Here is a 19,866-nt window from a genome sequence, read left to right as displayed (position 1 = left end):
GAAGAGATAACGAATTGAACTGAACAGAACATTTGGAGGAATGAATATATGGAACAACTAACCATTGAATTACAAAAAGCCGTGCTTGTCGGTGTAAATATGAATCATCAGCCTGACTTTGATTATTCGATGGAGGAATTGGCGAACTTGGCTGGCGCCTGCGATATTCAAATCGTTGGCAGGGTAACGCAGAATTTGAGCCGCCTTCATACATCGCATTATATTGGCACAGGCAAGCTGCAGGAAATTACGATGATGCTCAATCAGCATGAAGCCAATCTTGTCATTTTCAATGATGAGCTGTCTCCGTCGCAGCTTCGCAATCTTGAAGCCGATCTGGACTGCAAAGTCGTAGATCGCACGCTGCTTATTCTGGATATCTTCGGACAGCGTGCGAAGACACGCGAGGCACAGCTTCAGGTTGAGGTGGCAGAGCTGCAATATATGCTGCCGCGCCTTGTTGGCCTGCGTGAATCGCTTGGCCGCCAAAGCGGCGGTGTCGGCACGAAGAACCGCGGGACGGGGGAGACAAAGCTTGAGTTGGATCGCCGCCGGATCGAAGAAAGGATTACGGCTATGAGCAGAGAGCTGGAAGCGCTCGTAGCGCATCGTCAAATTCAGCGCAAGAAACGGAAGAAGACGGAAATTCCAGTCGTTTCGCTTGTCGGTTATACGAATGCGGGCAAATCGACGGTTATGAATGCGCTCGTAGAGAAGTTTACAGGTTCGCAGGAGAAATTCGTGTTCGAAAAGGATATGCTGTTCGCAACGCTGGAAACGTCCGTCCGCAACATTGAGCTGGAGGATAACAAAGAGTTTCTGCTTACAGATACCGTTGGCTTTGTCAGCAAGCTGCCGCATCATCTCGTGAAGGCATTCCGCTCTACGCTGGAGGAAGTGCGAGAAGCTGATCTGCTCGTGCATGTCGTTGACTTTTCCAATTCGGAGTACGAGCAGCACATTCACATTACGAATGAGACGCTGAAGGCAATCGGTGTAGAAGATATTCCGATGATTTATGCTTATAACAAGATCGATTTGAAAGAGGGCGAAATCCCGGAATCACAGGACAATTCCTTATATATTTCAGCCAAGGGCAAGCAGGGGCTGGATGAGCTAATCGCAGCGATTCGAGGACAGGTATTCCGCAATTACGTAAAGTGCGAAATGCTCATTCCGTATCATGAAGGGCAGCATGTTTCTTACCTGAACGAGCATGCGCATGTGCTTGCGACCGAATATGAAGAACAGGGCACGAAGCTGGTTCTAGAATGCAAGCAGAGCGATTATCAGAAGTTTGCACAATATGTGCAGCCGTCTTAAGCGGCAATCTCTTTTTGCAAGTGAAATAGACAGTAACGATTGTGTCTCTGAGGCGATCCTTAGGCAGCTTAGCTGCTTAGAGGGTCGTCTTTTTTATGGAACTGATAGGGACTCACCTGTTATCGTATCGAAAAAATTGAAAGAGAGCACAAATTGTCAAAAAGGCTAGCAACGGAATCCGTATGATGAAGATAATAAAGAAACGATGCGCTAAGAAGGGGCTGTAGTTAGATGAATAGAAAAGAAAGCAAATGGGGTAGACATCGCTTTTTTTGCTCACTGCTCTCCTTGATCATGCTTGCGTCTGCTTTTACGCCGGTTGTTGGAGCCGAGGGGATAGCAAGATCATATCAAGTCGCACTGTCCGAGTGGAAACATTGGGCGGTGGATCATGCTTATGCTATGAGCAAAATACAACCGGAACAATGGTCTTCGAGCGGTGGATGGATCGAACAAGGTAAATTTAGTGATCTAGATATGCTAATTCCGCTGCTGGCTGACAAGCGAATTGTCTATTTGGGCGAAAATTCGCATGGAGTTGCTGAATTCAGTTTGGTCAAGACGCGCATGATTCAATATTTGCATCAGACGCTTGGATACAACATTGTTGCCTTTGAGAGCGGATTGGGCGATGCTGCGCTAGCTCAAGGAGAAATGAAAAAGAGTGCGGCTCAGCAGACGATGAAGCGTTCCATATTCGGCGTCTGGTGGACAGAAGAGACGAAGCCGCTGTTCGAATATATGAAGGCAACGCATGCAAGCGAATCTCCGTTGCGGCTTGCGGGCTTCGATATCCAGATGCAGTCCTCGCTCTTCAATCATGCGGATTGGATACCAAGCAAGTCGCTGAAGAACAAAGCGCTGCAAGCGGAACGGGAGGTTCATAAGTGGAGACTGAGTAAGGATCTGGACGGGTTCCGCAAGGCGAAGCCTGAGTTAGTTAAGGTATACGAAGAACTGCTGCAAGCCGTGGCGAACAATGCAGACGCAATAAAGCGTGAATTTCCAGATGAGCCGCATATCGTCAAGCTGATGAAACGCGCACTGCAGGATCGCATCCGGGTTATTCAGGAATTCAATGAGCTGTGCATTCTGTCCAATCAATTGACGGAACAAGGAGATTACAGCGGAGCGCAGGCCATGATGGAATGGCGGGATCGGGCAATGGCTAGCAATTTGGCATGGCTGGTTCGTGGATGTTCGAACGGATGATTGCTTCTTACCAGGTGATGATGCCGTTCCCGCTGGAGCTGAGACGACACTTTGATGGCGTGCTGCTAATCAAGCAAGTGAAGATGCCAACCTATTTGCCGAGCACAAATCAATTCTAGAGCAGCTATTAAGTCAAACGAAAAACGCCCTATCTAAGGGCGTTTTTGTTATGGTATTGAGTTTGTCGCGGCATGAATTTGTCGGAGTGCTCCATGTGTTGCAATACCGATTCAATTTGTTTCTTATGATGGCTGTCGTGAGCGTTAAATTCATGAATGACGTACAGCAAAGAATAAGGGATGCCCGTGTATGGACATGTTGCTTCTCCATTTGCGGGAACCTGCTTTGCAGCCATGTCAGGATCAGCTAACAGTGCTTCAACGAGCTGATGGCGCGTTTGCTTGAACTCTTCGAGCAGATGATTTTGAGATACCCCAGAATTGGCATAATCATAAGCAAGCTTATTAAATGGGTCAAAATCAGGAAAGAGCATTCCTTCCCCGTTCTGAATCGCAGGGATGACGGTGAAGAGCAAGTGCTTATCCCAGTTCGTAAGATGCGAAATAACTTCAGCAACAGTTGCTTTACCTTCCGCAATCGGTTGTGACCAGACACTCTCATTAATTTGACGCAAGGTGTCGGTCCACTTTGTAAATTGTTTATACCGTAGAATGGTTTGTTCGTCTAACGCAATCATATTCGAAGCCTCCATTCTCTATTTTATTGCAATATAAATATCAACCTGTGCATTCTGCGGATTGGCGCTGCGCTCGTCATAACGCTCGAAATCTCCGGTAAAGGTTCGCTCTTCGCCTGAAGATAGCGACCATTTCCAGATGGACTGCCAAGCGCGGGCAACAACCTCGGTAACAGGGCCGCGTTCTGTCGTGAAAACGGCATATTTGGCAGCCGGCACCTCCGCGACTTCCAATCCTGCTGGGGCATCTGCGCTCAAATCAATGGAAGCACCTATGAGCATCGTATATTCGCCCATAGCCCCATTCTCATAGTCGCTGTAGCAGCCGTAAATGGTTCCAGGCTCTTTGACATTGGGAATACGTACGGCAATCTGCTCTGACCAGAACTGGCCCCACAACGGCCCCAGCTTGCCATTGCCGCTCATTTCATTGGCATTCGTTGTACGCGTTGCAATCCCGGCAAGTTTCATCGCACCCAGTTCTACAATTCGGTTTGGTTGGAGTGAAGCGGCTGCATCTCCGTTCGCGACGCTCCAGCGCTTCAAGTCCGGCAGGAATTGCTGCAACATCGTACGGGCAGTCGATTCTTCCATTCCATCCAGCACCATAAATGGCACACAGATGTCGATCATCTCTTCAAGTGTAATATCGGGATTTGTGAATGCTCCATCCTTGTAGCAGTGAATACAATATTCACGAACTAGCTTGTTTTCCTTATTCGTTCCGAACTGATTCTCCTGCTCCATCGGCATTCCACAGCTTTGGCATATCATTTGATTCATGAATGATCACTCCTGTATCGTTGATGGCTTCATTATAAAAAAGAGAACCTGACAACACTCTGTCAGGTTCCATTTTGCGTTTCATATTTTTCAACAATACGAGCCGCGATTTGGTTGATATGCTGTCGAATGAACTGCGGTTCAAGCACTTCGACATGATTGCCAAAGCTCAGAATAAAGCCGTATAGCCAGTTGTCAACCGGGAACGGAACAGATGCCACTACGGTGCCTTCGACGTCTTCCTGCAACTCCTCCACGCCGAACCATTCTTCCGCTATATGACGCACCTCAGCATCGAAGCGAAGGACGACCCTTTCCGTACGTTCCGGGGCATGCCACTCTTGATCCCAAGGAAGGTCATGAACAGCAACCTCCTGCCGCTCGAAGATCTGGGCTTCTACGTGCAGGTCTTTCATGCGGAGCAGCTTGAACAGGCGGAACTGATCACGCAGCCTGCAGTATGCATACAGATACCAACGCTGTTGCTTCAGTACAAGCGTATAGGGTTCAGCGGTGCGGACGGATACCTTCCCGCCGGCGTTGCAATAGGTAAACGTGACGGCATGCTGCTGCTCAATCGCATTTTTCAGCCTCAACAGCTTTTGCTCCTGCACGCCATTGCTGCCCCAAGGGGAGAAGTCTACTAAAAACTGCTGCGTCTTCAATTGGAACTGCGCTGAATCTGCTGGCGGTACAATGCTGCTCAGCTTCTCAACAAGCAGTTCATTGTCGGTGCTTGGGTGGGAGGAGGAGATGCTTTGCAGCGCAGTCACAATAGCGGCAAGCTCATCGTTCGTCAGCAGGTTTCGATCAAGCCGGTAACCTTCCGCCAGACCGATGCCGCCGCCGGCTCCTTGATACGTGACGATGGGGATGCCAGCTTGGTTGATCGCGTCAATGTCCCGATAAATCGTTCTTACGGATACCTCGAAGCGGTCAGCCAGTTCCTTGGCCTGAACCAGCTTGTGATTCATAAGGAGAATGACTATGGATAGCAAGCGATCAATTTTCATGTTGCGCTGCTGCTTGAGTCGAATACAATGTCGTATTCCATATCTTTCGCAGTTGTTCGGGCAACCTCCGCGCCAAGAAGCTGCTGGACAAGGTAGAAGGCCATATGGATGCCAGCGGAAATGCCGCCGGATGACACGATGGAGCCATCTGCAACAAACTTTACATCTCGTACGACTTCAACCTCTGGATACTTATTTGCTAACAGATCATAACTGGCCCAATGCGTCGTTGCACGCTTCCCATTCAGCAGGCCTGCCTCCGCAAGCAGCAGTGCTCCTGTGCATACTGAGGTCATATAATCGACAGTGCGCATTCGCTCCTGAATCCATTTGATCATGTGCGGGTTATGGAGTTCCCGTTTTCTTGCTCCGAGCCCTCCAGGGACGATGACGATATCAAAATGCGGCGCATTGCAGAAGCTGAAGTCAGGAACGACCTTCAGTCCGTTACGTGCGGTAATCATATTGCCGTGCTCCGATACCGTGCGCACTTGAAATGGTTTTAAGGCAGTCGTGTCAGGATCTTGATCGGGATAGGTTGTAACTGACAGCACCTCGAAAGGGCCTGCAAAGTCCAGCACCTCAACATCATCGAATAACACAATTCCTACATTCCATTGCTGATTCATTCAAGTTCATCTCCTTCCTAATATAGAAGAACATGCCCGCACCGGGGCGAACCAGTGGGGCATGATTGCGAATAACGAAGCATGAAGCGAATTATGCCTGAACGAGCTGGAGCTTCCATTCGCGCAAGTCCAATTTGCGTACGCCTTCTTGTATATAAGGATCGTTCTCGGCAAGTTGCTTGGCTTCCTCTAAATTCTCGGCAATGTAAATGACCATGCCGCCTGATCCGTCACCAAACGGCCCCTTCGCGAATACTTTCCCCTCTTTGCCGAGTTGTTCCAAGTATTCTAAATGATTTGGGCGATACGTCAAGTTTTTACTTTCGTCCTGCATTTCCAGAATTGCTGCAAAATAGGCCATGTTCAATACCCCTCCCATTGACTCCCTTAGTGTGTTCTTTGCATTCATTATAGCAAATGGATGGGCTTGCGACAGATTTTCTATAATTCGACGAAATTAGCTTAGAGTTGACGTCAAGGAATACAAATCGACAGCATTAGAGGAAGAAAGGCGGTCTCAGCGCGGAAAAGGGCGATTACTTTTCTTGCAGGAGCAGTTGAAATCTACGTTCTCTATGATATAAATTATAATAATAGCAAGTGTTAATTTAGAAATCTTATTTTATGAAAACTCTTCTTAGGGATTACATCGAGTTCAATGAACGGCAGATGAATGACATCTTGACTTTTATCCAGGGAGGGTTATCAATGCGAACTGAATTAGCCGAAGAGGTACAAAAGTACAAAGATTTTATAGAAGAAGAGCTGACCCAAACGATATCAATGGATAAGCTGGTAGCTCTATTTAAGGAAATGTCGAGTGCGGCAAGGCGAGAAATGGCGATAGACCTGCATTTACCCTCGGTTCGCACTTCGAAAAGTATGCCCACCATATTATTTATTAAAGAGATTCGCAAATACGTAAAATCAAGACAGGATCATTTTAATCGAAAATATACACTAATCACGTCAATAATCAAGCAACTCATGGTCATCTTAGAAGAGGAAGATGAAAATAGTCTGGAAGCGTTTCTTACACGGCAGGAGTCCATTGTGGCAGAACACGGCTTTTGGCATTACTATTGGTCATTGTATTTTCATCCAGGCAGAACCGAGCAAGAGTCACTTTGGAACCAGGCCATGGAAGAGTTGGAGAGTAGGGAAGGATTAATTACAGAATTCCCTGCTGAGGCTGTGTTGCATATGGCAAGTGAACCATCCTCTCTATTAGAAGAAGCAGCACCGGCTGTTGATACTTCTGAACCCTCAACGGAATTGGAACACCGATTGATAGAAATGAAGAAGAAACTGAATCATGAAGCACATTTGCGCAAGCAGGCGGAGAACGCGCTAGGCAAGACGGAGAAGCAGATTCATCGCTTAAATCGTCAACTGTCTGATACAGCACTCCAGCTTCAGCATGTCGAGCAGAAGCTGAAGCAAGTGCAGCAGGACAAGGATGTACATATTCAAGAATTAGAAGCGCAAATCACACAGCTTCACGAGGAGCTTCGGCTGAGCCGTCAAGAACGGAGCAAGCTGCTGAAGGAGTCTGAGTTGATGCAGCAAGAGATTGCTGGCAAGGAAGAACAGACGGAGTCCATTCGTCATGAATTGCATAGCCAAGAGGAGAAGCTGACACAATTGCGCAGGCAGCTTACTGTGCTGCGAGCGGACAACGATGAATTGAATCGGCAGTGCATGCAGTTGAAAAATCCGCTGCCGCCGCAAAAGCGGAAGTTCTGCGTCCTAAGTCATTAACCTCGTCGGTTCAGGAATTGATTCAACTGTTATATGCCGATGTGGAGGATACACTTCATGCGGCTCGCCACGCAGCCATGCATTCTGGCAAGGACGGAAGACAGAAAATCCGTATGTCACTGGAGCTCATTGATGAGCTTGAGCAATTTATAGAAGAGCGAAGTGAGCACTCTCCTGAACGGTCTGTTACACCTCCAGAGCATTCCCATTCTGGCAAGGCACAGCCGGAAGGTCAATTGAATGTTGTGCAGGAACATCAAAGACATGAATCGATCCCATATGCAGAGTCGGCATGTGCGTTAGAGAGCAGCGGTACAGCGCTTTCGGAGCGGGAAGCAGGTAGCAATTTTACTGAGCCCTATGCAATAATGGCTACGGATGCAGAACTGTCCGACGAGACAGACGAGAGCGGAGTGAATGGCACGTTCTTCCGCCGTGATCATGGCGGCTACATTGTATTGGAGACCGGTCAAACATTCAACATTACGGAAAGTCTAGTGCTTCAGCACCAATTGCAGCATGAGGCTGGTGTGCTGTGCCGTCCGAAGCAGCATGATCCAACGCAGTACGATATTGAACTGCTCCTGCAAGGAGATGACAGCAACAGCTCTATTATTCAATATGATGGCTATGTACAGCTCGGAGAGCATTTCACCTGGTACTGTGTTGACCTGAATGATCCACAGAGCCGCTTCCCGCTGCATGAGCGGGATGTGGCCATTCGTACGCCGAAGGATGGGGATCCTTGCTCATTTAACGTAGAGATTGGGAAGCAAGTAGCACGATTATCCCGCTTATATCGGGCTCAGCCTGGATTAGAACTTGAAGCGAAACGAACAGCAATGAATGGGAGCCAAGGTCAAGGCGGAGCTGGAGCGCGTGCAGCGAAGGCACAGGCGAAGAAGGAGTACGAGAAACCAGAGCCATTCCTGAAAGGGCATCAAATTACCATTGTCGGCGGACTCAAAAAATGGTTTGAAGAAGTGGTTGCAGAGACAGGGGCCGAACTGGTGCATGAGAATGGGAAAAATCCGAAACGGATCTTCCACGATCTGAAGCGCTCATCCGCATTATTCCTTTTGCTTACGGCAACCTCGCATCAAGCCTATTGGGATTGTGTTGAAATCGCGAAGCAGAATCAGATTCCGTTCTATTTCATCGAGGGCTCCAAATCGAATCTGCGTCATCTCCTATGGAGTCATCAAGAGCAAATCATTGCGCATGCCAAAGCAAATTAAATAGAAATGGCAGGAGAGGGAGTAGTGCCCTCTCTTTTTTATGGGCAAGTGCGATTCTTTTCCTATATGAATCTGCATGTCTCATTAATCGCGATGAGACAGTGGAGGCACAACTTTCAAGTCAGGTTTGATGAATGAAGAACTGAAATAGCATGGAGCTGCCTCCCCATGCTATTTCAGTTTTTTATTGATATAGTGAAGGAAAATAGTATCTATAAATGAGTTCATGATTCATTCTATTCCTTACGTATGCTTAGGCTGATAGCTGTTGCCGTCCCGTATAAAGCGCACTTGTCATCAACCCCATGGAAGCAACGATAAGCGCGGCTGGAATCCAGAAGATTTGCGGCGTGACACCATCAATGAAGAGCGGCAGGAAGTAGCCGATTAAAGAAGCCGTTTGCGAAATGAACACGTATAAACTGGCACCAAATCCTGCCTTATGTATGAACATGCGCTGCACGTAGCCCATTGCGACACCGTATAAAACGGAAACAAAGAAAGAATACAACGGCTGCATAAGGAAAAACACCGTCAAGGAATCGCTTGTGCTATAAGCAATATAAGTTATAAGTGCGAACAACCCTCCGAACATAATAATGGGTTTGCTGCCATACTTGGCGGCCCAATAGCCCGCCATCGTCATGAACAGGAGCTCGAATATGGCTTGTATGCTCCATATGAAGGACATCAATCTCGGATCGCCGAATTGCTCGTTCACAACAAGCGGCAAGTATAAGCCGCGTATGGCATCAGCACATGATAGGAGCAGGATGGCAAAGAGCATGATGAGTGAAAAGGGTTCGCCTGCTTTGGCGGATGCTGCTGACGAATCGAGCGTAATTTCCTTGTAGAACAAGAGCAGCAGGAACAAGGAAGCATATCCGGCAAGATTGCCCCACAGTACCCCGTGGAACGTCGCCAGCAAGTATAAGTTTGCGCCGACGAGCAGCCCGGTAAAGAAGCCAACGCTGTACGTGGCGCGCATCCAGATTTGCGCCATCTCCACAATATCAGGAGCAAGCCGCGTAACATGATTTCGCGCCATCGCGAATAGCTGCCCCATAATCATCCCAGAAGGGGCAGTGGCGAGAGCCATCCCGATTAGCGCCTGTACATAGCTGTCTGCATTCATATAGATGACGAGGCCAATCATACAGACAATAGACGCGAGCAGGGGAATTGTCTTCTTGCGCTTCATAGAATCGCTAATCATGCCGACACCAATCGTAAGCACCATGTTCAGAAACAGGGAAATTGCAAAAATAGATGCAATCTCTACCTTGCCGAGCCCTAACGATTCCCGCAAATAAATCGCGTTCATTGGGGCCAGAATCCCCATGCCGATGCCGTACAGGAACAGGGTAAGGACGAGATGCAGAGCGCCTTTTACTCGAAGGAATTGCTTGAAATCATGCCATATGCGCATGGAGGGGAACACCTCGAATTCCAAATGATTAGATTCAGCATGCAAGAAACGGCAACCGATCTTCTTTCTTGCTTCTGTCTTATTCTCCCATTATGCGGCAGGTATGGAGCGGAGAGCAATACATGATTGCGATAAAAAAAGCAGCAGAAGCGGGAAGCTTCTACTGCTTTGCATATGCCATTATTAGATTGCCCAGTTGCCTTTGCGGAAGATAGGCTCTGTTGTCCCATCCTTATGAATGCCGTCGATATCCATGTCCGCAGAACCGATCATGAAGTCTACGTGCGTAATGCTGCGGTTCACGCCGCTCTCTTCCAACTCTTCTTGGGACATCTTCGTTCCGCCCTCTACGTTGAATGCATAGCCGCTTCCGATCGCCAAGTGGTTGGATGCATTCTCATCGAACAGCGTGTTGTAGAACAAGATGTTCGATTCGGAGATTGGAGATTGATGCGGCACAAGCGCCACTTCGCCCAAGAAATGTGAGCCTTCATCTGTGTCGACGAGCTGCTGCAGGATTTCTTGGCCTTGTTCGGCTTCTACCTTTACAATGCGGCCATTTTCGAATGTGATTTTAAAGTTATCGATCAGGTTGCCGCCATAGCTAAGCGGCTTCGTGCTGGACACATAGCCGTTAACGCCTAACTTATGAGGCACCGTGAATACTTCTTCTGTTGGCATGTTCGCCATGAACGGCACGTCCTGCTCGTTGACGCTGCCTGCGCCTACCCACAGATGCTTTTCTGGCAATTCGATCGTCAGGTCTGTTCCAGGAGCTGTATAGTGCAGCTTGTGGAAATGCTTGCCGTTTAATACTTCAACCTTTTTATGCAGGTTTTCATTATGTTCCGTCCAAGCTTGAACCGGATTATCCGAATTCAAACGGATGGATGTGAAGATCGCTTCCCACAGCTTCTCAACTGCTTCTTCTACAGCTACGCCAGGGAATACTTTTGCCGCCCAATCGCGAGAAGAGGCTGCAACGACCGTCCAGCTTACTTTGTTCGCTTGTACGCAGCGGCGGAAATGCTCCAGTGCTTGTCCAGATGCTTTTTGGTTGTTGCCGATACGCTGTGGATCGACCCCTTTCAGCAGGTCTGGGCTGGAAGAGACGATAGAGATGAATGCAGCACCTTTATCGACGAAAGAGTTGCGTTTCATTGCTTCCCATTCTGGGAATTGGGTGAACACGTCGTCAGATGCCTTCTCAAATTTCAAGCGAGTAGCAGTCTCGTCTGACCAATCGATATGTACGTTGCGTGCGCCTGCTTCATATGCTTTGCTAGCAACGAGGCGGGCAAGTGGAGCGACTTCGATAGAACTGTTTACGAATACATCCTGATCCTTTTGTACGTTGACGCCGACCTTTACAATAAGTTCAGCATACTTTTCTAATTGCTGCTCGAAATTTACCATGGGTAGCCACCTCTGTTCCTTGAATTCATAATCTGAAGTCATTTCTCAGTATGTTCTCAATATACCATTATTGGAGGGGTTGCAGCAAAGTTTCTGGTGCAATTGGATATCGGATGCAGGTTATACATGAAAGAGGGGCTGAACTTCAGAACATAAAGCTCTGAGGCTCGCCCCTCCACGGTTTCACACACCCATGCGTTTACGCTGGTTGTTCGTCTTCTTCGTATGCTGGCTCTTCATTGTCGGTTGGCCAGACTCATGATGCTTGTGCACGCCTTGCGATTTCCCTTGGGCTTGCTTCTTCTGCTGCAGCATGCGCTTCGCGGCATCCGCCAAGCTCACTTTCTTACTCTCTGCAGCTTCAGCACCACCCTGGTTCTCCATGTGCTCAGTCATCGTATCACCCCCGTGCGGCAAATAGATCGGTAAGATGTGAATTGACTCCATCTCATCCCCATTATGAATGATTCTAACTGAAATGAATAGTAGGAGTTGTCGAAACTTACTTCTCTTTTGTACTTTATCGGATTTTACCGTATTGGGATTTGGAATTCAAGCTCCTTAAAGAAAATCGGCTTGGTCATCTTGGGTGTATACAATTTAATCTCCTGATTTTTATCCATGGGCTCATACTCGCTAACATAGGAATGTATCCCGTTGCTTTTGCTCAATAGTTTTGTGTTCCATTTGTAAGTAAGATGTTTCTGCTTGCCTTGAATGAATACAAGCCTTTGGGACTGAGCTGACGGCCAATCGCCTTTAATATCATAATGGACAATTGTTTTGTCCTGTTCGAACATTAGGCTCTTTACCGTAACGGAACCGATATCGCCTTGCTGCAGCTTGCATGGCAGAGCGTTTAGGTCTAACGGAATGGCTACATCCCCGTACCGATTTGCTCTCCCGACAGGCAGGAAGCGGATCGATTTCACATGCTCGGCCAGTGGCGCATACTGATACAGCATTTCGTACTCTGCATTCTTCGGCCGCGTTCCGCTATATCTGCCGCGTCCTCCTTCCCATGCAATCTCATTGCCGTTCTCGTCTATGACGAGGAAGCTGATGTCAAGCCCTGTGAAATCGGGACTATTAGCTTTGCGGGCAGTCTGACTGGATTGGGTCAAAAACCGGATTTCCGTGCCAAGCGGCGAAGCGATAACGGATTGCAGCGTGATATAGCCGCGCCCGTCCAGCGTTTTTTTTGTTTCCATGACCGATATTTTTTTGGTAGGCGCGTTATTCAGCTTGATGGGAACATGGAACTCCCAGTTCCCTTTAACTCCGTTAACGTCACCGACCTGCTTGATCGTAAAAGAGAGGGTAAAGTTATCCGGAATCTTGTCGCTTTGCTCCAGTATCTCGCCATTCATTGATCCGAACGTCAAAATGCCGAAATGCTCGGTCGGGGACTTGGCTTGTGTTTTCGTCATGGCATAGATCCAAGATATCGTCGGGTCGTCACTGCTCAAATTGGGCATTTCGAATCTTTGATAGTTAGGCGTAATAACAGGAAGCTCCGCCTGCGATTCCTCCTTGAACCCGAGCTTGATTTGAGCGCCGTCGTACAATATTTCTGTAATGGTCAATGTGATGCCGTTGTCCGTCGCGCTAAGATTCACGGGAACGGACATGCCGTTCCGATTGGCATGCTGCAGCAGGTCATCGCCAAGCGAATCGAAGATTTGCCCGATAAAGGGCACTTTTTTGAGCGTTTCGGCCATAACGGGTGAAATGAAGCCCGAAGCTAATATCCCGCTGATGATGAGCAGGGCCGACACGGCGACATACCAAGCTTTGCGTCTTCGTTTGCTGTTCAGGCTGTTGCGTATATCAAGAAGTTCCGCAGCAGGCGCAGGCTCGGTTTCCAGCGAGTGAAGCGTTTGTTCCAATCGCGATTTCACGAGCTTGGGAATTCCAGAGCCGAGATCAGCGGCCAGCCGTTCGCGGATTTGCTTGTCTACATGTGAATCCATTCAGATCATAAGCTCCTTTCCGCTGCCGTTATGGATATTGAACATATCCGCCAGTTTATTTCGCGCCCGGTAAAGTCGGGACTTTATCGTGCCGACGGGCTGATCCAGCAGATCCGCAACTTCCTTAAGCGGCAAGTCTTCCAGATAAAATAGCGTGACGACAATTCGAAGATCCTCATCCAAAGCGTTGACGATCTCTAGTGTTTCAATATGCACGTAATCGTCAGTCTCGGTTCTGGCATGCTGAAGCTCAACAAACGGTACGGTTTTCTTCTTTTTGCGAAGCAATGCCCGGCATTCGTTGACCAATATCCGAATAAGCCATGTCTTAAAATATTTCGGCTCGCGCAATGAATGAATCGATCGATATGCTTTCAGCACGGCTTCTTGGATGGCGTCCGCGCAATCCTCATCGGAATGCACGATTGACTTGGCAACTCGGTACAGGGAAGCTTCATGGGTTCGGATGAGCGTTCCGAATGCCTCCTTTTCCCCTTGGCGAGCCTGTGCTGCCAACTGTTCTAGCTGCTGTTGCACAATAATAGTCTCCTTTATAGCGTTTGTTCAATGATCTATGCGGCTTATCGGTATCTGAACTTGGAATTCAAGCTTCTTATAGTAAGTCGCTTTATGCATTTTGCTTGAATATAATTTGATAGGCTTGTCTATTGGTAACGGATATCGCCAACGTAGGAGTATACGTCATTGTTCAAGCGCAGCTTAGGGGCCGTAGGAGCAATAAGCGACATGCTCCAAAATCCAAAAGTCCCCTTTTTCATTGATCTTACCATAGACGCTCGGCTTTCCTTGTTTGTGAACGTATACTGCTCCTCTTCACATTAACCTGATAGCCTTTCAACCTGGCTCGGTATCCTTCTGGATCGCTCGGTTTTGGTTAATGTACTCATTAGATGGCGCCAGGTTGGGACGAGGTTCACGGGAAAATAAAAAATTGCGGCACTTGGCAGTGGCAATTTACGAGCCTGATGGTACAGAGATTGACATGCCTACGAATTTCCCTTTATCATCGATCGATCCAGTAACGGTCGGACTACCGTTTTTCGTGAACGTGTACACATTATATGTGACGTTTACTTGATATCCTTCCAGGTCAATTTGGAAGTGCTGTTTGGCTATCGGTCCGGCGGCTGTTATGGCTTCTTCGTTGCTGTAAAGAGGCTTTGTGAACACTTTCTTCCGTATTTCTTCGGGAATATGATCATTGAAGCCGGGAAGAGAGAAGGACAGCAGCCTACAGGATGCAGTATCGATATTGATTTCATATGGCGTGAAATCAACGCGGAATCGTGCTGTCTTACGATTTCCGTCCTTTCTGGCAATCGAAACTTCCACCTTGTCTGAGAGCTTTTTATGTTTTCCGTCGGACAGAGACACAATGGTCTCTTTAGCAAGCGAGCTCCATTTTGGATCTATGTTAGCAAGCTGGAAATCTATGGTGGTGCGAATAGACTTCCCGGTAATGGCGTCAATTGAGCCGGAGAAGCCTTCGCCGCGAAATGCCCAATAGTTTACGCTGTTATCTTTATAACGTTCTACTTTTTTAATGACGAATTTCCGCTTCGGATCCATGTTCTTTAAGGCTTTTTGGATCGTAGATTGAAGAGAGGCTTCGAGTTCCTTCCACTCGATTTCGATGTGATATGACACGTCATTTGTGATCTGAACGTTGGCGCGTTTGTCTTTCGATTCTAAGAGAATCTCGTTCGGACGAAGCCAGCTATATTCTTTTTCCTTAACAGTATGAAGGGCTGTCAGCTCGATTGTTTTTTTGGGAATGAGCGTCTTTAGCTCTTCCTTTATTTTATGTAGCAGCTTCGGATCGAGCTCGGCAATCGTAGACGGGAGCTTTTTATTCTCCTGATTCTTCTGCTGCGCCGCATATGCGGTGTGATACGGCGGTAACGTGGTAAGTCCGGTCAGCATTACGCTTGCTGCGATTGTAGCGGCAATTAATTTATTAGAATTCGTGTTCATCATAATCCTCCTCAGTTATGTCGTCACATCGATTAGACGGCAGGAGGCACACCTCAGGTTCACGGAATTACATAAAAAAATAGCAAAGAGGCATAACCGGGCCCCGTAACATGTACAGATTATTTGGCGTACTTCATAATGGATGGGAGGCGGTTCGCATGCCAAAGGTAAAAAATAAGGAGTTTGAAATATCATGTATATACGACAATTTCAAGTAGAGGATATCGACCAGTTAGTCGCCTTATTTTACGATACGGTACACACCGTCAATGCAAAAGATTATACTGCAGCACAAATACAAGCCTGGGCGCCAGCCGATGAACAGGAAGAGAAGCTGGCTCGCTGGACAGAGTCGTTAAGCCAGCATCTTACGTATGTAGCGATTCGGGACAATGAATTGATCGGATTTAGCGATATGGCTGCTGACGGGTATTTGGATCGGCTTTATGTTCATAAGGATGTTCAGCGGCAAGGCGTCGCAACGGCATTGTTGTCCAAGTTGGAGCAGGAAGCGAGGAATCTGGGACTGGATGAAATGAGAACAGATGCAAGTATTACGGCACGACCCTTCTTCGAGCGGCACGGGTTTTGCATGATTCATGCTCAGACGGTACAGCGCAGAGGAATCGATTTGGTTAATTATAAGATGAGCAAACGATTGTAAAAAAATAGCCGACCTCCTTTTTTAAGGAGATCGGCTATTTTTGATGTTCGCTAGCGCGATACCGTGATAAATCGTGAGCTGATTTGGATTTAACGGCGATCTTTTTTATTTGTAGCCGCTCCGTCTTGCTGCAGCAAGCGAGTAAACGGCTTCGGAATGCCCGTATCGAATCGCATTGGCGCGCCAGTTGTCGGATGGCTGAATGCCAGGATGCGCGCATGCAGACCAAGACGTCCTAGTCCTCTCGATTTGGCTCCGTACTTCTTGTCACCTACGATCGGATGACCGAGATCCTCCATGTGAACGCGAATCTGATTTTTGCGCCCCGTTTCGAGATGAACCTCCAGCAGGGAGTAAGCGCTGTTCGCTTCTAGTGTTTTGTAGTGCGTAACCGCATGCTGGCCATCGTTTGGATACGGACTGGAATACATCTTAAGTGTTTTCATTTCCTTCAGCCAAGAGGAAATTGTGCCTTCCGGCTGGCGAACCTTCCCCTCAACAAGCGCGACATAAGAACGTTCGTGCACGATCTCTTTCCAGTTATTTTGCAGCAGCTGTTTGACGTCTTCCTTTTTAGCGAACATCATCACGCCGGACGTATCCCGATCGAGACGGTGCACAACAAATATGCGGTTGCTCGGATGCTGCAAACGAACATGTGTCGTCAACTGGTGGTAGGCTGTCATTTCCTTTTCATGCTCGGAAGCAATGGACAGCAGGCCAGCTTCCTTGTGAATGACGATGATATCGTCATCCTCATGCAGTATCGACAAACCGACAAAGGGAGGAGCTTCAACGATTTTCTCCTTGGACAAGCTTACAACTTGTCCGGGCTGAAGCGGATGATTATAGGCTGTTACGGCTTGTCCATTGACAGAGATTTGACCGCGGGCAAGTGCGGATTTGATGGAGTTACGTCCCATATTTTCTACCGTATTTAATAAAAAGCTAAGCAATTCGGCTGGTTCCTGAACCGTATATTCGCGAGCCTTCGGCGGTGTCCGATGGGGTGGTTTTGTTGGTTTGGCTGGCTGGTAAGCTTTCGCCGGCTGATTCTTCTGCGGGCCTTTTCTCGGTTTATGGTTCTCTCGCTTACGCATTTCGTAAGACCTCCTTGATGAGTAGACAACTCTATACAGAACAGTGCGCTTCACAGATGGCGCTGATGGCGCGCTGTAGGACATGTTCTATGGAATGCTATCACTATAGCAGAAAGTTCGGACAGATTCTATTCAGAATAGGCAAAAAGGGTAGGCATATGGGCAGGGAACCGTGAAGTGGAAGCTATTACCTCATAGGAAAAGCCCATGTTATAATGAAGGACAGAACAACAGGTTGCCGCAAGGGAACGGGGAAAAGGAGTCTGCGTACATGTTTACAATGGACCAAGCACGAAGCGCATTGCAGCGAGTATACGGCTACGATGGCTTCCGTGATGGACAACGGAAAATTATTGAATATCTTTCTGCGGGACAAGATACGGTGGGAATTATGCCAACCGGCGGGGGCAAGTCGATTTGTTATCAAATCCCGGCGCTGCTGCTGCCTGGGGTAACGCTGGTCATTTCGCCGCTTATTTCGTTAATGAAGGATCAGGTGGATGCGCTGCACAGCTTGGGTGTCAAGGCTGGATTCATCAATAGCACGCTTGAGATGGGTGAAGCGGGACGTCTGATGTGGCAGGCGCAGGAAGGACGCATTAAGCTGCTCTATGTAGCGCCGGAGCGGTTGGAGACAGAATGGTTCCGGGAGCGCGCGAAATCGATTCCGATATCCATGGTAGCGGTAGATGAAGCCCATTGCGTCTCCCAATGGGGACATGATTTCCGTCCAAGCTATCGGACAATTGCACCCTTCATTCAGGAGCTTGTACATAGCGGTCGCGAGCGCCCGATTGTGGCGGCATTTACTGCAACCGCGACGCCGGAAGTGACGGAGGATCTCATTCAATCCTTGGAGCTGCTGGAACCCGAGCTTGTCGTAACTGGATTTAAGCGGGACAATTTGGCGTTTACGGTGCTGCGCGGCGAGGAGCGAAAGGCATTTACGCTTGATTATGTCCGGCAGCGGTCGAGCGAATCAGGCATTATTTATGCTTCGACACGGAAGGAAGTCGAGGACATCTATGACATGCTTAGACGTGCAGGAATTGCCGCTGGCCGCTATCATGCTGGACTCGATGATGAGGAGCGGGCGAAGATGCAGGAAGCCTTCCTCTATGATGATGTGCGTGTCATCGTGGCGACGAATGCGTTCGGCATGGGCATCGACAAGTCCAACGTGCGGTATGTGCTGCATTATAACATGCCGAAGCATATGGAAGCCTATGTGCAGGAGGCAGGACGCGCGGGACGCGATGGCGAGCCAAGCGAATGCGTGCTGCTGTTCCATCCGCAGGATATATTGACGCAGAAGTTCTTCATCGAACAAAGCGAGGCGTCACCGGAACGGAAGGCGAATGAGTATAAGAAACTGCAAGTGATGATCGATTATTGCTATACGACAGGGTGCCTGCAAAACTATATGGTTCGCTATTTTGGAGAAGAAGGCGAGCAGTCTTGCAGCGTTTGCGGCAACTGCAAGGATGAGCGTGAATCGATTGACATTACGATTGAAGCGCAGAAAATCTTTTCCTGTATTTATCGGATGCGTGAGCGGTTCGGCGTATCGATGGTAGCTTCCGTGCTGAAAGGATCGCGCAACAAGAAGGTCATGCAGTATGGATTCGAGAAGCTGTCCACGCATGGCGAAATGCGGCATTTGGCAGAGAAGGAAATTTCGGATCTCATCTATGTTCTTATAGCCGAGGGGTATTTGCAGCTTAGCGAAGGGCAGTATCCGGTCGTGCGGCTGCTGCCGCTGGCTGCGGATGTATTGAAGGGCAAGCGAACCGTTGAACAGCGGGTTGCGAAGTCGCTGAAACCGAAGGCGGGCACTGCCATTGATGAGACGATATTTGAGCAGCTTCGCCTTATTCGTCGTGAGCTGGCAAGCCAGGCAGGCGTTCCGCCTTACATCGTGTTCAATGACAGTACACTGCGGGAAATGGCAGAGATGCAGCCGACGACCGAAGCGCGTATGCTCCGTATTAAAGGGGTCGGGGAAGCGAAGCTGAAGCAGTTCGGCATGCCGTTCCTTGAATTTTTCCAGCAGCGGGATGAAGAAGCGGGTCGCTACGATATGGAATAGATCTGACGCAATGAATAGCGCATGAATAAGGAGTTGATACGTGATGCACGAGTTGAATCTGAACCAAATCAAGGCAGAAGCAAGCATTGAGGACTTTATGAAGCTCGATATACGTGTCGGAACAATCGTGGAGGCAGAGCCGTTCGAGAAGGTACGCAAACCAGCGATTAAGCTGTTGATTGATTTCGGGCCGCTCGGAACGAAGCGATCAAGCGCACAGATTACGGCTCGGTATACGCCGGACAAGTTGGTAGGAAGGCAGGTCGTTGCTATTGTAAATTTCCCGCCGCGCCGTATCGCAGGCTTTGATTCTGAAGTGCTTGTATTGGGTGGTGTTCCCGGGGAAGGCGATGTTGTCCTTCTACATGCAGATGAGCGCATTCCTAATGGCACACCGATTGCATAGCTTGATTTGAATGACAGAGAAGAGGAATCGTCCGATAAGGACGATGGTATATTCGGGCGGCATGATTCGATAATCCATTTTTTATAGCATGTATAGAATACAGCAAGCTGTCGGCAGCTTGCTTTTCTGTTCATGGTG

The 19,866-nt window shown here is 48.4% G+C and carries 20 protein-coding genes; 8 read left to right on the top strand and 12 right to left on the bottom strand.

Annotated features, from left to right (window positions below; genetic code table 11):
* The first annotated feature begins 48 nt into the window (after positions 1–48).
* The 3 genes from hflX to PAV_RS36920 all read left to right on the top strand — a co-directional run bounded on the left by hflX (position 49) and on the right by PAV_RS36920 (position 2,654).
* The gene (gene hflX / locus PAV_RS18070; protein ID WP_005548768.1) at positions 49–1,323 is read left to right on the top strand and encodes a GTPase HflX; all 1,275 of its coding nucleotides are present in this window, start codon (positions 49–51) and stop codon (positions 1,321–1,323) included.
* A 231-nt stretch (positions 1,324–1,554) separates the two neighbouring features.
* Positions 1,555–2,535 (top strand): erythromycin esterase family protein, encoded by a 981-nt coding sequence (locus PAV_RS18065; protein ID WP_051135158.1) that lies wholly within the window; start codon positions 1,555–1,557, stop codon positions 2,533–2,535.
* Positions 2,532–2,654, top strand: a complete 123-nt coding sequence (locus tag PAV_RS36920; protein ID WP_262866651.1) for a hypothetical protein — start codon at positions 2,532–2,534, stop codon at positions 2,652–2,654. The genes PAV_RS18065 and PAV_RS36920 overlap by 4 nt, the downstream gene beginning before the upstream one ends.
* Before the next feature lie 29 nt (positions 2,655–2,683).
* Here the strand turns inward: PAV_RS36920 and PAV_RS18060 are convergent, their stop codons facing one another.
* The 5 genes from PAV_RS18060 to PAV_RS18040 form a co-directional block, all read right to left on the bottom strand.
* Positions 2,684–3,232 carry a DinB family protein gene (locus tag PAV_RS18060; RefSeq protein WP_005548766.1) on the bottom strand — a complete coding sequence of 183 codons (549 nt, stop codon included), beginning with the start codon at positions 3,230–3,232 and terminating at the stop codon, positions 2,684–2,686.
* Between the two features lie 18 nt (positions 3,233–3,250).
* Positions 3,251–4,015, bottom strand: a complete 765-nt coding sequence (locus tag PAV_RS18055; protein ID WP_005548765.1) for an effector binding domain-containing protein — start codon at positions 4,013–4,015, stop codon at positions 3,251–3,253.
* Between the two features lie 62 nt (positions 4,016–4,077).
* Positions 4,078–5,028, bottom strand: coding sequence for a helix-turn-helix transcriptional regulator (locus tag PAV_RS18050; RefSeq protein WP_005548764.1), 951 nt, complete (start codon positions 5,026–5,028; stop codon positions 4,078–4,080).
* A complete protein-coding gene (locus PAV_RS18045) occupies positions 5,025–5,657 on the bottom strand; it encodes a DJ-1/PfpI family protein (RefSeq protein WP_005548763.1) in 633 nt (210 codons plus the stop codon). Before PAV_RS18045 ends, PAV_RS18050 begins: the two co-directional genes overlap by 4 nt.
* Positions 5,658–5,748: 91 nt before the next feature.
* Positions 5,749–6,018: a YciI family protein gene (locus PAV_RS18040; protein WP_005548762.1), complete on the bottom strand. Its 270-nt coding sequence runs from the start codon at positions 6,016–6,018 to the stop codon at positions 5,749–5,751.
* Positions 6,019–6,365: 347 nt separating this feature from the next.
* Here PAV_RS18040 and PAV_RS18035 point away from each other — a divergent pair, with 347 nt between their 5' ends.
* Both PAV_RS18035 and PAV_RS18030 read left to right on the top strand, forming a co-directional pair.
* Positions 6,366–7,418, top strand: coding sequence for a coiled-coil domain-containing protein (locus tag PAV_RS18035; protein ID WP_005548761.1), 1,053 nt, complete (start codon positions 6,366–6,368; stop codon positions 7,416–7,418).
* A complete protein-coding gene (locus tag PAV_RS18030) occupies positions 7,355–8,656 on the top strand; it encodes a DUF2325 domain-containing protein (RefSeq protein WP_157266959.1) in 1,302 nt (433 codons plus the stop codon). The genes PAV_RS18035 and PAV_RS18030 overlap by 64 nt, the downstream gene beginning before the upstream one ends.
* 253 nt (positions 8,657–8,909) lie before the next feature.
* Here PAV_RS18030 and PAV_RS18025 read toward each other — a convergent pair whose 3' ends face one another.
* From PAV_RS18025 to PAV_RS18000, 6 genes are all read right to left on the bottom strand, one after another.
* Positions 8,910–10,085, bottom strand: a complete 1,176-nt coding sequence (locus PAV_RS18025; RefSeq protein ID WP_005548759.1) for an MFS transporter — start codon at positions 10,083–10,085, stop codon at positions 8,910–8,912.
* A gap of 183 nt (positions 10,086–10,268) precedes the next feature.
* Positions 10,269–11,501 carry an aminopeptidase gene (locus PAV_RS18020; RefSeq protein WP_005548757.1) on the bottom strand — a complete coding sequence of 411 codons (1,233 nt, stop codon included), beginning with the start codon at positions 11,499–11,501 and terminating at the stop codon, positions 10,269–10,271.
* A gap of 183 nt (positions 11,502–11,684) precedes the next feature.
* On the bottom strand, positions 11,685–11,897 hold the full coding sequence (locus PAV_RS18015; protein ID WP_005548755.1) for a hypothetical protein: 213 nt from the start codon (positions 11,895–11,897) through the stop codon (positions 11,685–11,687).
* A gap of 134 nt (positions 11,898–12,031) precedes the next feature.
* A complete protein-coding gene (locus PAV_RS18010) occupies positions 12,032–13,474 on the bottom strand; it encodes a DUF4179 domain-containing protein (protein WP_005548753.1) in 1,443 nt (480 codons plus the stop codon).
* Positions 13,475–14,011 (bottom strand): sigma-70 family RNA polymerase sigma factor, encoded by a 537-nt coding sequence (locus PAV_RS18005; protein ID WP_005548751.1) that lies wholly within the window; start codon positions 14,009–14,011, stop codon positions 13,475–13,477.
* Between the two features lie 438 nt (positions 14,012–14,449).
* Entirely contained in the window at positions 14,450–15,469 is a 1,020-nt protein-coding gene (locus PAV_RS18000) for a hypothetical protein (protein WP_005548749.1), read from the bottom strand.
* 193 nt (positions 15,470–15,662) lie between these two features.
* Here PAV_RS18000 and PAV_RS17995 point away from each other — a divergent pair, with 193 nt between their 5' ends.
* The gene (locus tag PAV_RS17995; RefSeq protein WP_005548748.1) at positions 15,663–16,133 is read left to right on the top strand and encodes a GNAT family N-acetyltransferase; all 471 of its coding nucleotides are present in this window, start codon (positions 15,663–15,665) and stop codon (positions 16,131–16,133) included.
* Between the two features lie 89 nt (positions 16,134–16,222).
* Here the strand turns inward: PAV_RS17995 and PAV_RS17990 are convergent, their stop codons facing one another.
* Positions 16,223–17,233 (bottom strand): RluA family pseudouridine synthase, encoded by a 1,011-nt coding sequence (locus tag PAV_RS17990; protein ID WP_005548747.1) that lies wholly within the window; start codon positions 17,231–17,233, stop codon positions 16,223–16,225.
* Positions 17,234–17,504: 271 nt separating this feature from the next.
* On the opposite strand from PAV_RS17990, the gene recQ reads away from it, so the two are divergent.
* Both recQ and csaA read left to right on the top strand, forming a co-directional pair.
* Positions 17,505–19,322, top strand: a complete 1,818-nt coding sequence (recQ, locus tag PAV_RS17985; RefSeq protein WP_005548746.1) for a DNA helicase RecQ — start codon at positions 17,505–17,507, stop codon at positions 19,320–19,322.
* 43 nt (positions 19,323–19,365) lie between these two features.
* Complete coding sequence (gene csaA, locus PAV_RS17980) at positions 19,366–19,728, top strand: chaperone CsaA (protein WP_005548744.1); 363 nt, start codon at positions 19,366–19,368, stop codon at positions 19,726–19,728.
* Positions 19,729–19,866: the final 138 nt, after the last annotated feature.

The organism is Paenibacillus alvei DSM 29 (assembly GCF_000293805.1).
Taxonomy (GTDB): domain Bacteria; phylum Bacillota; class Bacilli; order Paenibacillales; family Paenibacillaceae; genus Paenibacillus_B; species Paenibacillus_B alvei.
This window is presented reverse-complemented; position numbering and strand designations above follow the sequence as displayed.

What these genes read in the sequence shown, in the direction of transcription:
- PAV_RS18065 (WP_051135158.1), top strand. Translation starts at nt 1,555, where the DNA reads ATGAATAGAAAAGAAAGCAAATGGGGTAGACATCGCTTTTTTTGCTCA.
- PAV_RS18035 (WP_005548761.1), top strand. Translation starts at nt 6,366, where the DNA reads ATGCGAACTGAATTAGCCGAAGAGGTACAAAAGTACAAAGATTTTATA.
- PAV_RS18055 (WP_005548765.1), bottom strand. Translation starts at nt 4,015, where the DNA reads ATGAATCAAATGATATGCCAAAGCTGTGGAATGCCGATGGAGCAGGAG.
- PAV_RS36920 (WP_262866651.1), top strand. Translation starts at nt 2,532, where the DNA reads ATGATTGCTTCTTACCAGGTGATGATGCCGTTCCCGCTGGAGCTGAGA.
- PAV_RS17990 (WP_005548747.1), bottom strand. Translation starts at nt 17,233, where the DNA reads ATGCGTAAGCGAGAGAACCATAAACCGAGAAAAGGCCCGCAGAAGAAT.
- PAV_RS18000 (WP_005548749.1), bottom strand. Translation starts at nt 15,469, where the DNA reads ATGAACACGAATTCTAATAAATTAATTGCCGCTACAATCGCAGCAAGC.
- PAV_RS17995 (WP_005548748.1), top strand. Translation starts at nt 15,663, where the DNA reads ATGTATATACGACAATTTCAAGTAGAGGATATCGACCAGTTAGTCGCC.
- PAV_RS18020 (WP_005548757.1), bottom strand. Translation starts at nt 11,501, where the DNA reads ATGGTAAATTTCGAGCAGCAATTAGAAAAGTATGCTGAACTTATTGTA.
- PAV_RS18010 (WP_005548753.1), bottom strand. Translation starts at nt 13,474, where the DNA reads ATGGATTCACATGTAGACAAGCAAATCCGCGAACGGCTGGCCGCTGAT.
- csaA (WP_005548744.1), top strand. Translation starts at nt 19,366, where the DNA reads ATGCACGAGTTGAATCTGAACCAAATCAAGGCAGAAGCAAGCATTGAG.
- PAV_RS18040 (WP_005548762.1), bottom strand. Translation starts at nt 6,018, where the DNA reads ATGGCCTATTTTGCAGCAATTCTGGAAATGCAGGACGAAAGTAAAAAC.
- PAV_RS18050 (WP_005548764.1), bottom strand. Translation starts at nt 5,028, where the DNA reads ATGAAAATTGATCGCTTGCTATCCATAGTCATTCTCCTTATGAATCAC.
- PAV_RS18060 (WP_005548766.1), bottom strand. Translation starts at nt 3,232, where the DNA reads ATGATTGCGTTAGACGAACAAACCATTCTACGGTATAAACAATTTACA.
- PAV_RS18025 (WP_005548759.1), bottom strand. Translation starts at nt 10,085, where the DNA reads ATGCGCATATGGCATGATTTCAAGCAATTCCTTCGAGTAAAAGGCGCT.
- PAV_RS18015 (WP_005548755.1), bottom strand. Translation starts at nt 11,897, where the DNA reads ATGACTGAGCACATGGAGAACCAGGGTGGTGCTGAAGCTGCAGAGAGT.
- recQ (WP_005548746.1), top strand. Translation starts at nt 17,505, where the DNA reads ATGTTTACAATGGACCAAGCACGAAGCGCATTGCAGCGAGTATACGGC.
- PAV_RS18045 (WP_005548763.1), bottom strand. Translation starts at nt 5,657, where the DNA reads ATGAATCAGCAATGGAATGTAGGAATTGTGTTATTCGATGATGTTGAG.
- hflX (WP_005548768.1), top strand. Translation starts at nt 49, where the DNA reads ATGGAACAACTAACCATTGAATTACAAAAAGCCGTGCTTGTCGGTGTA.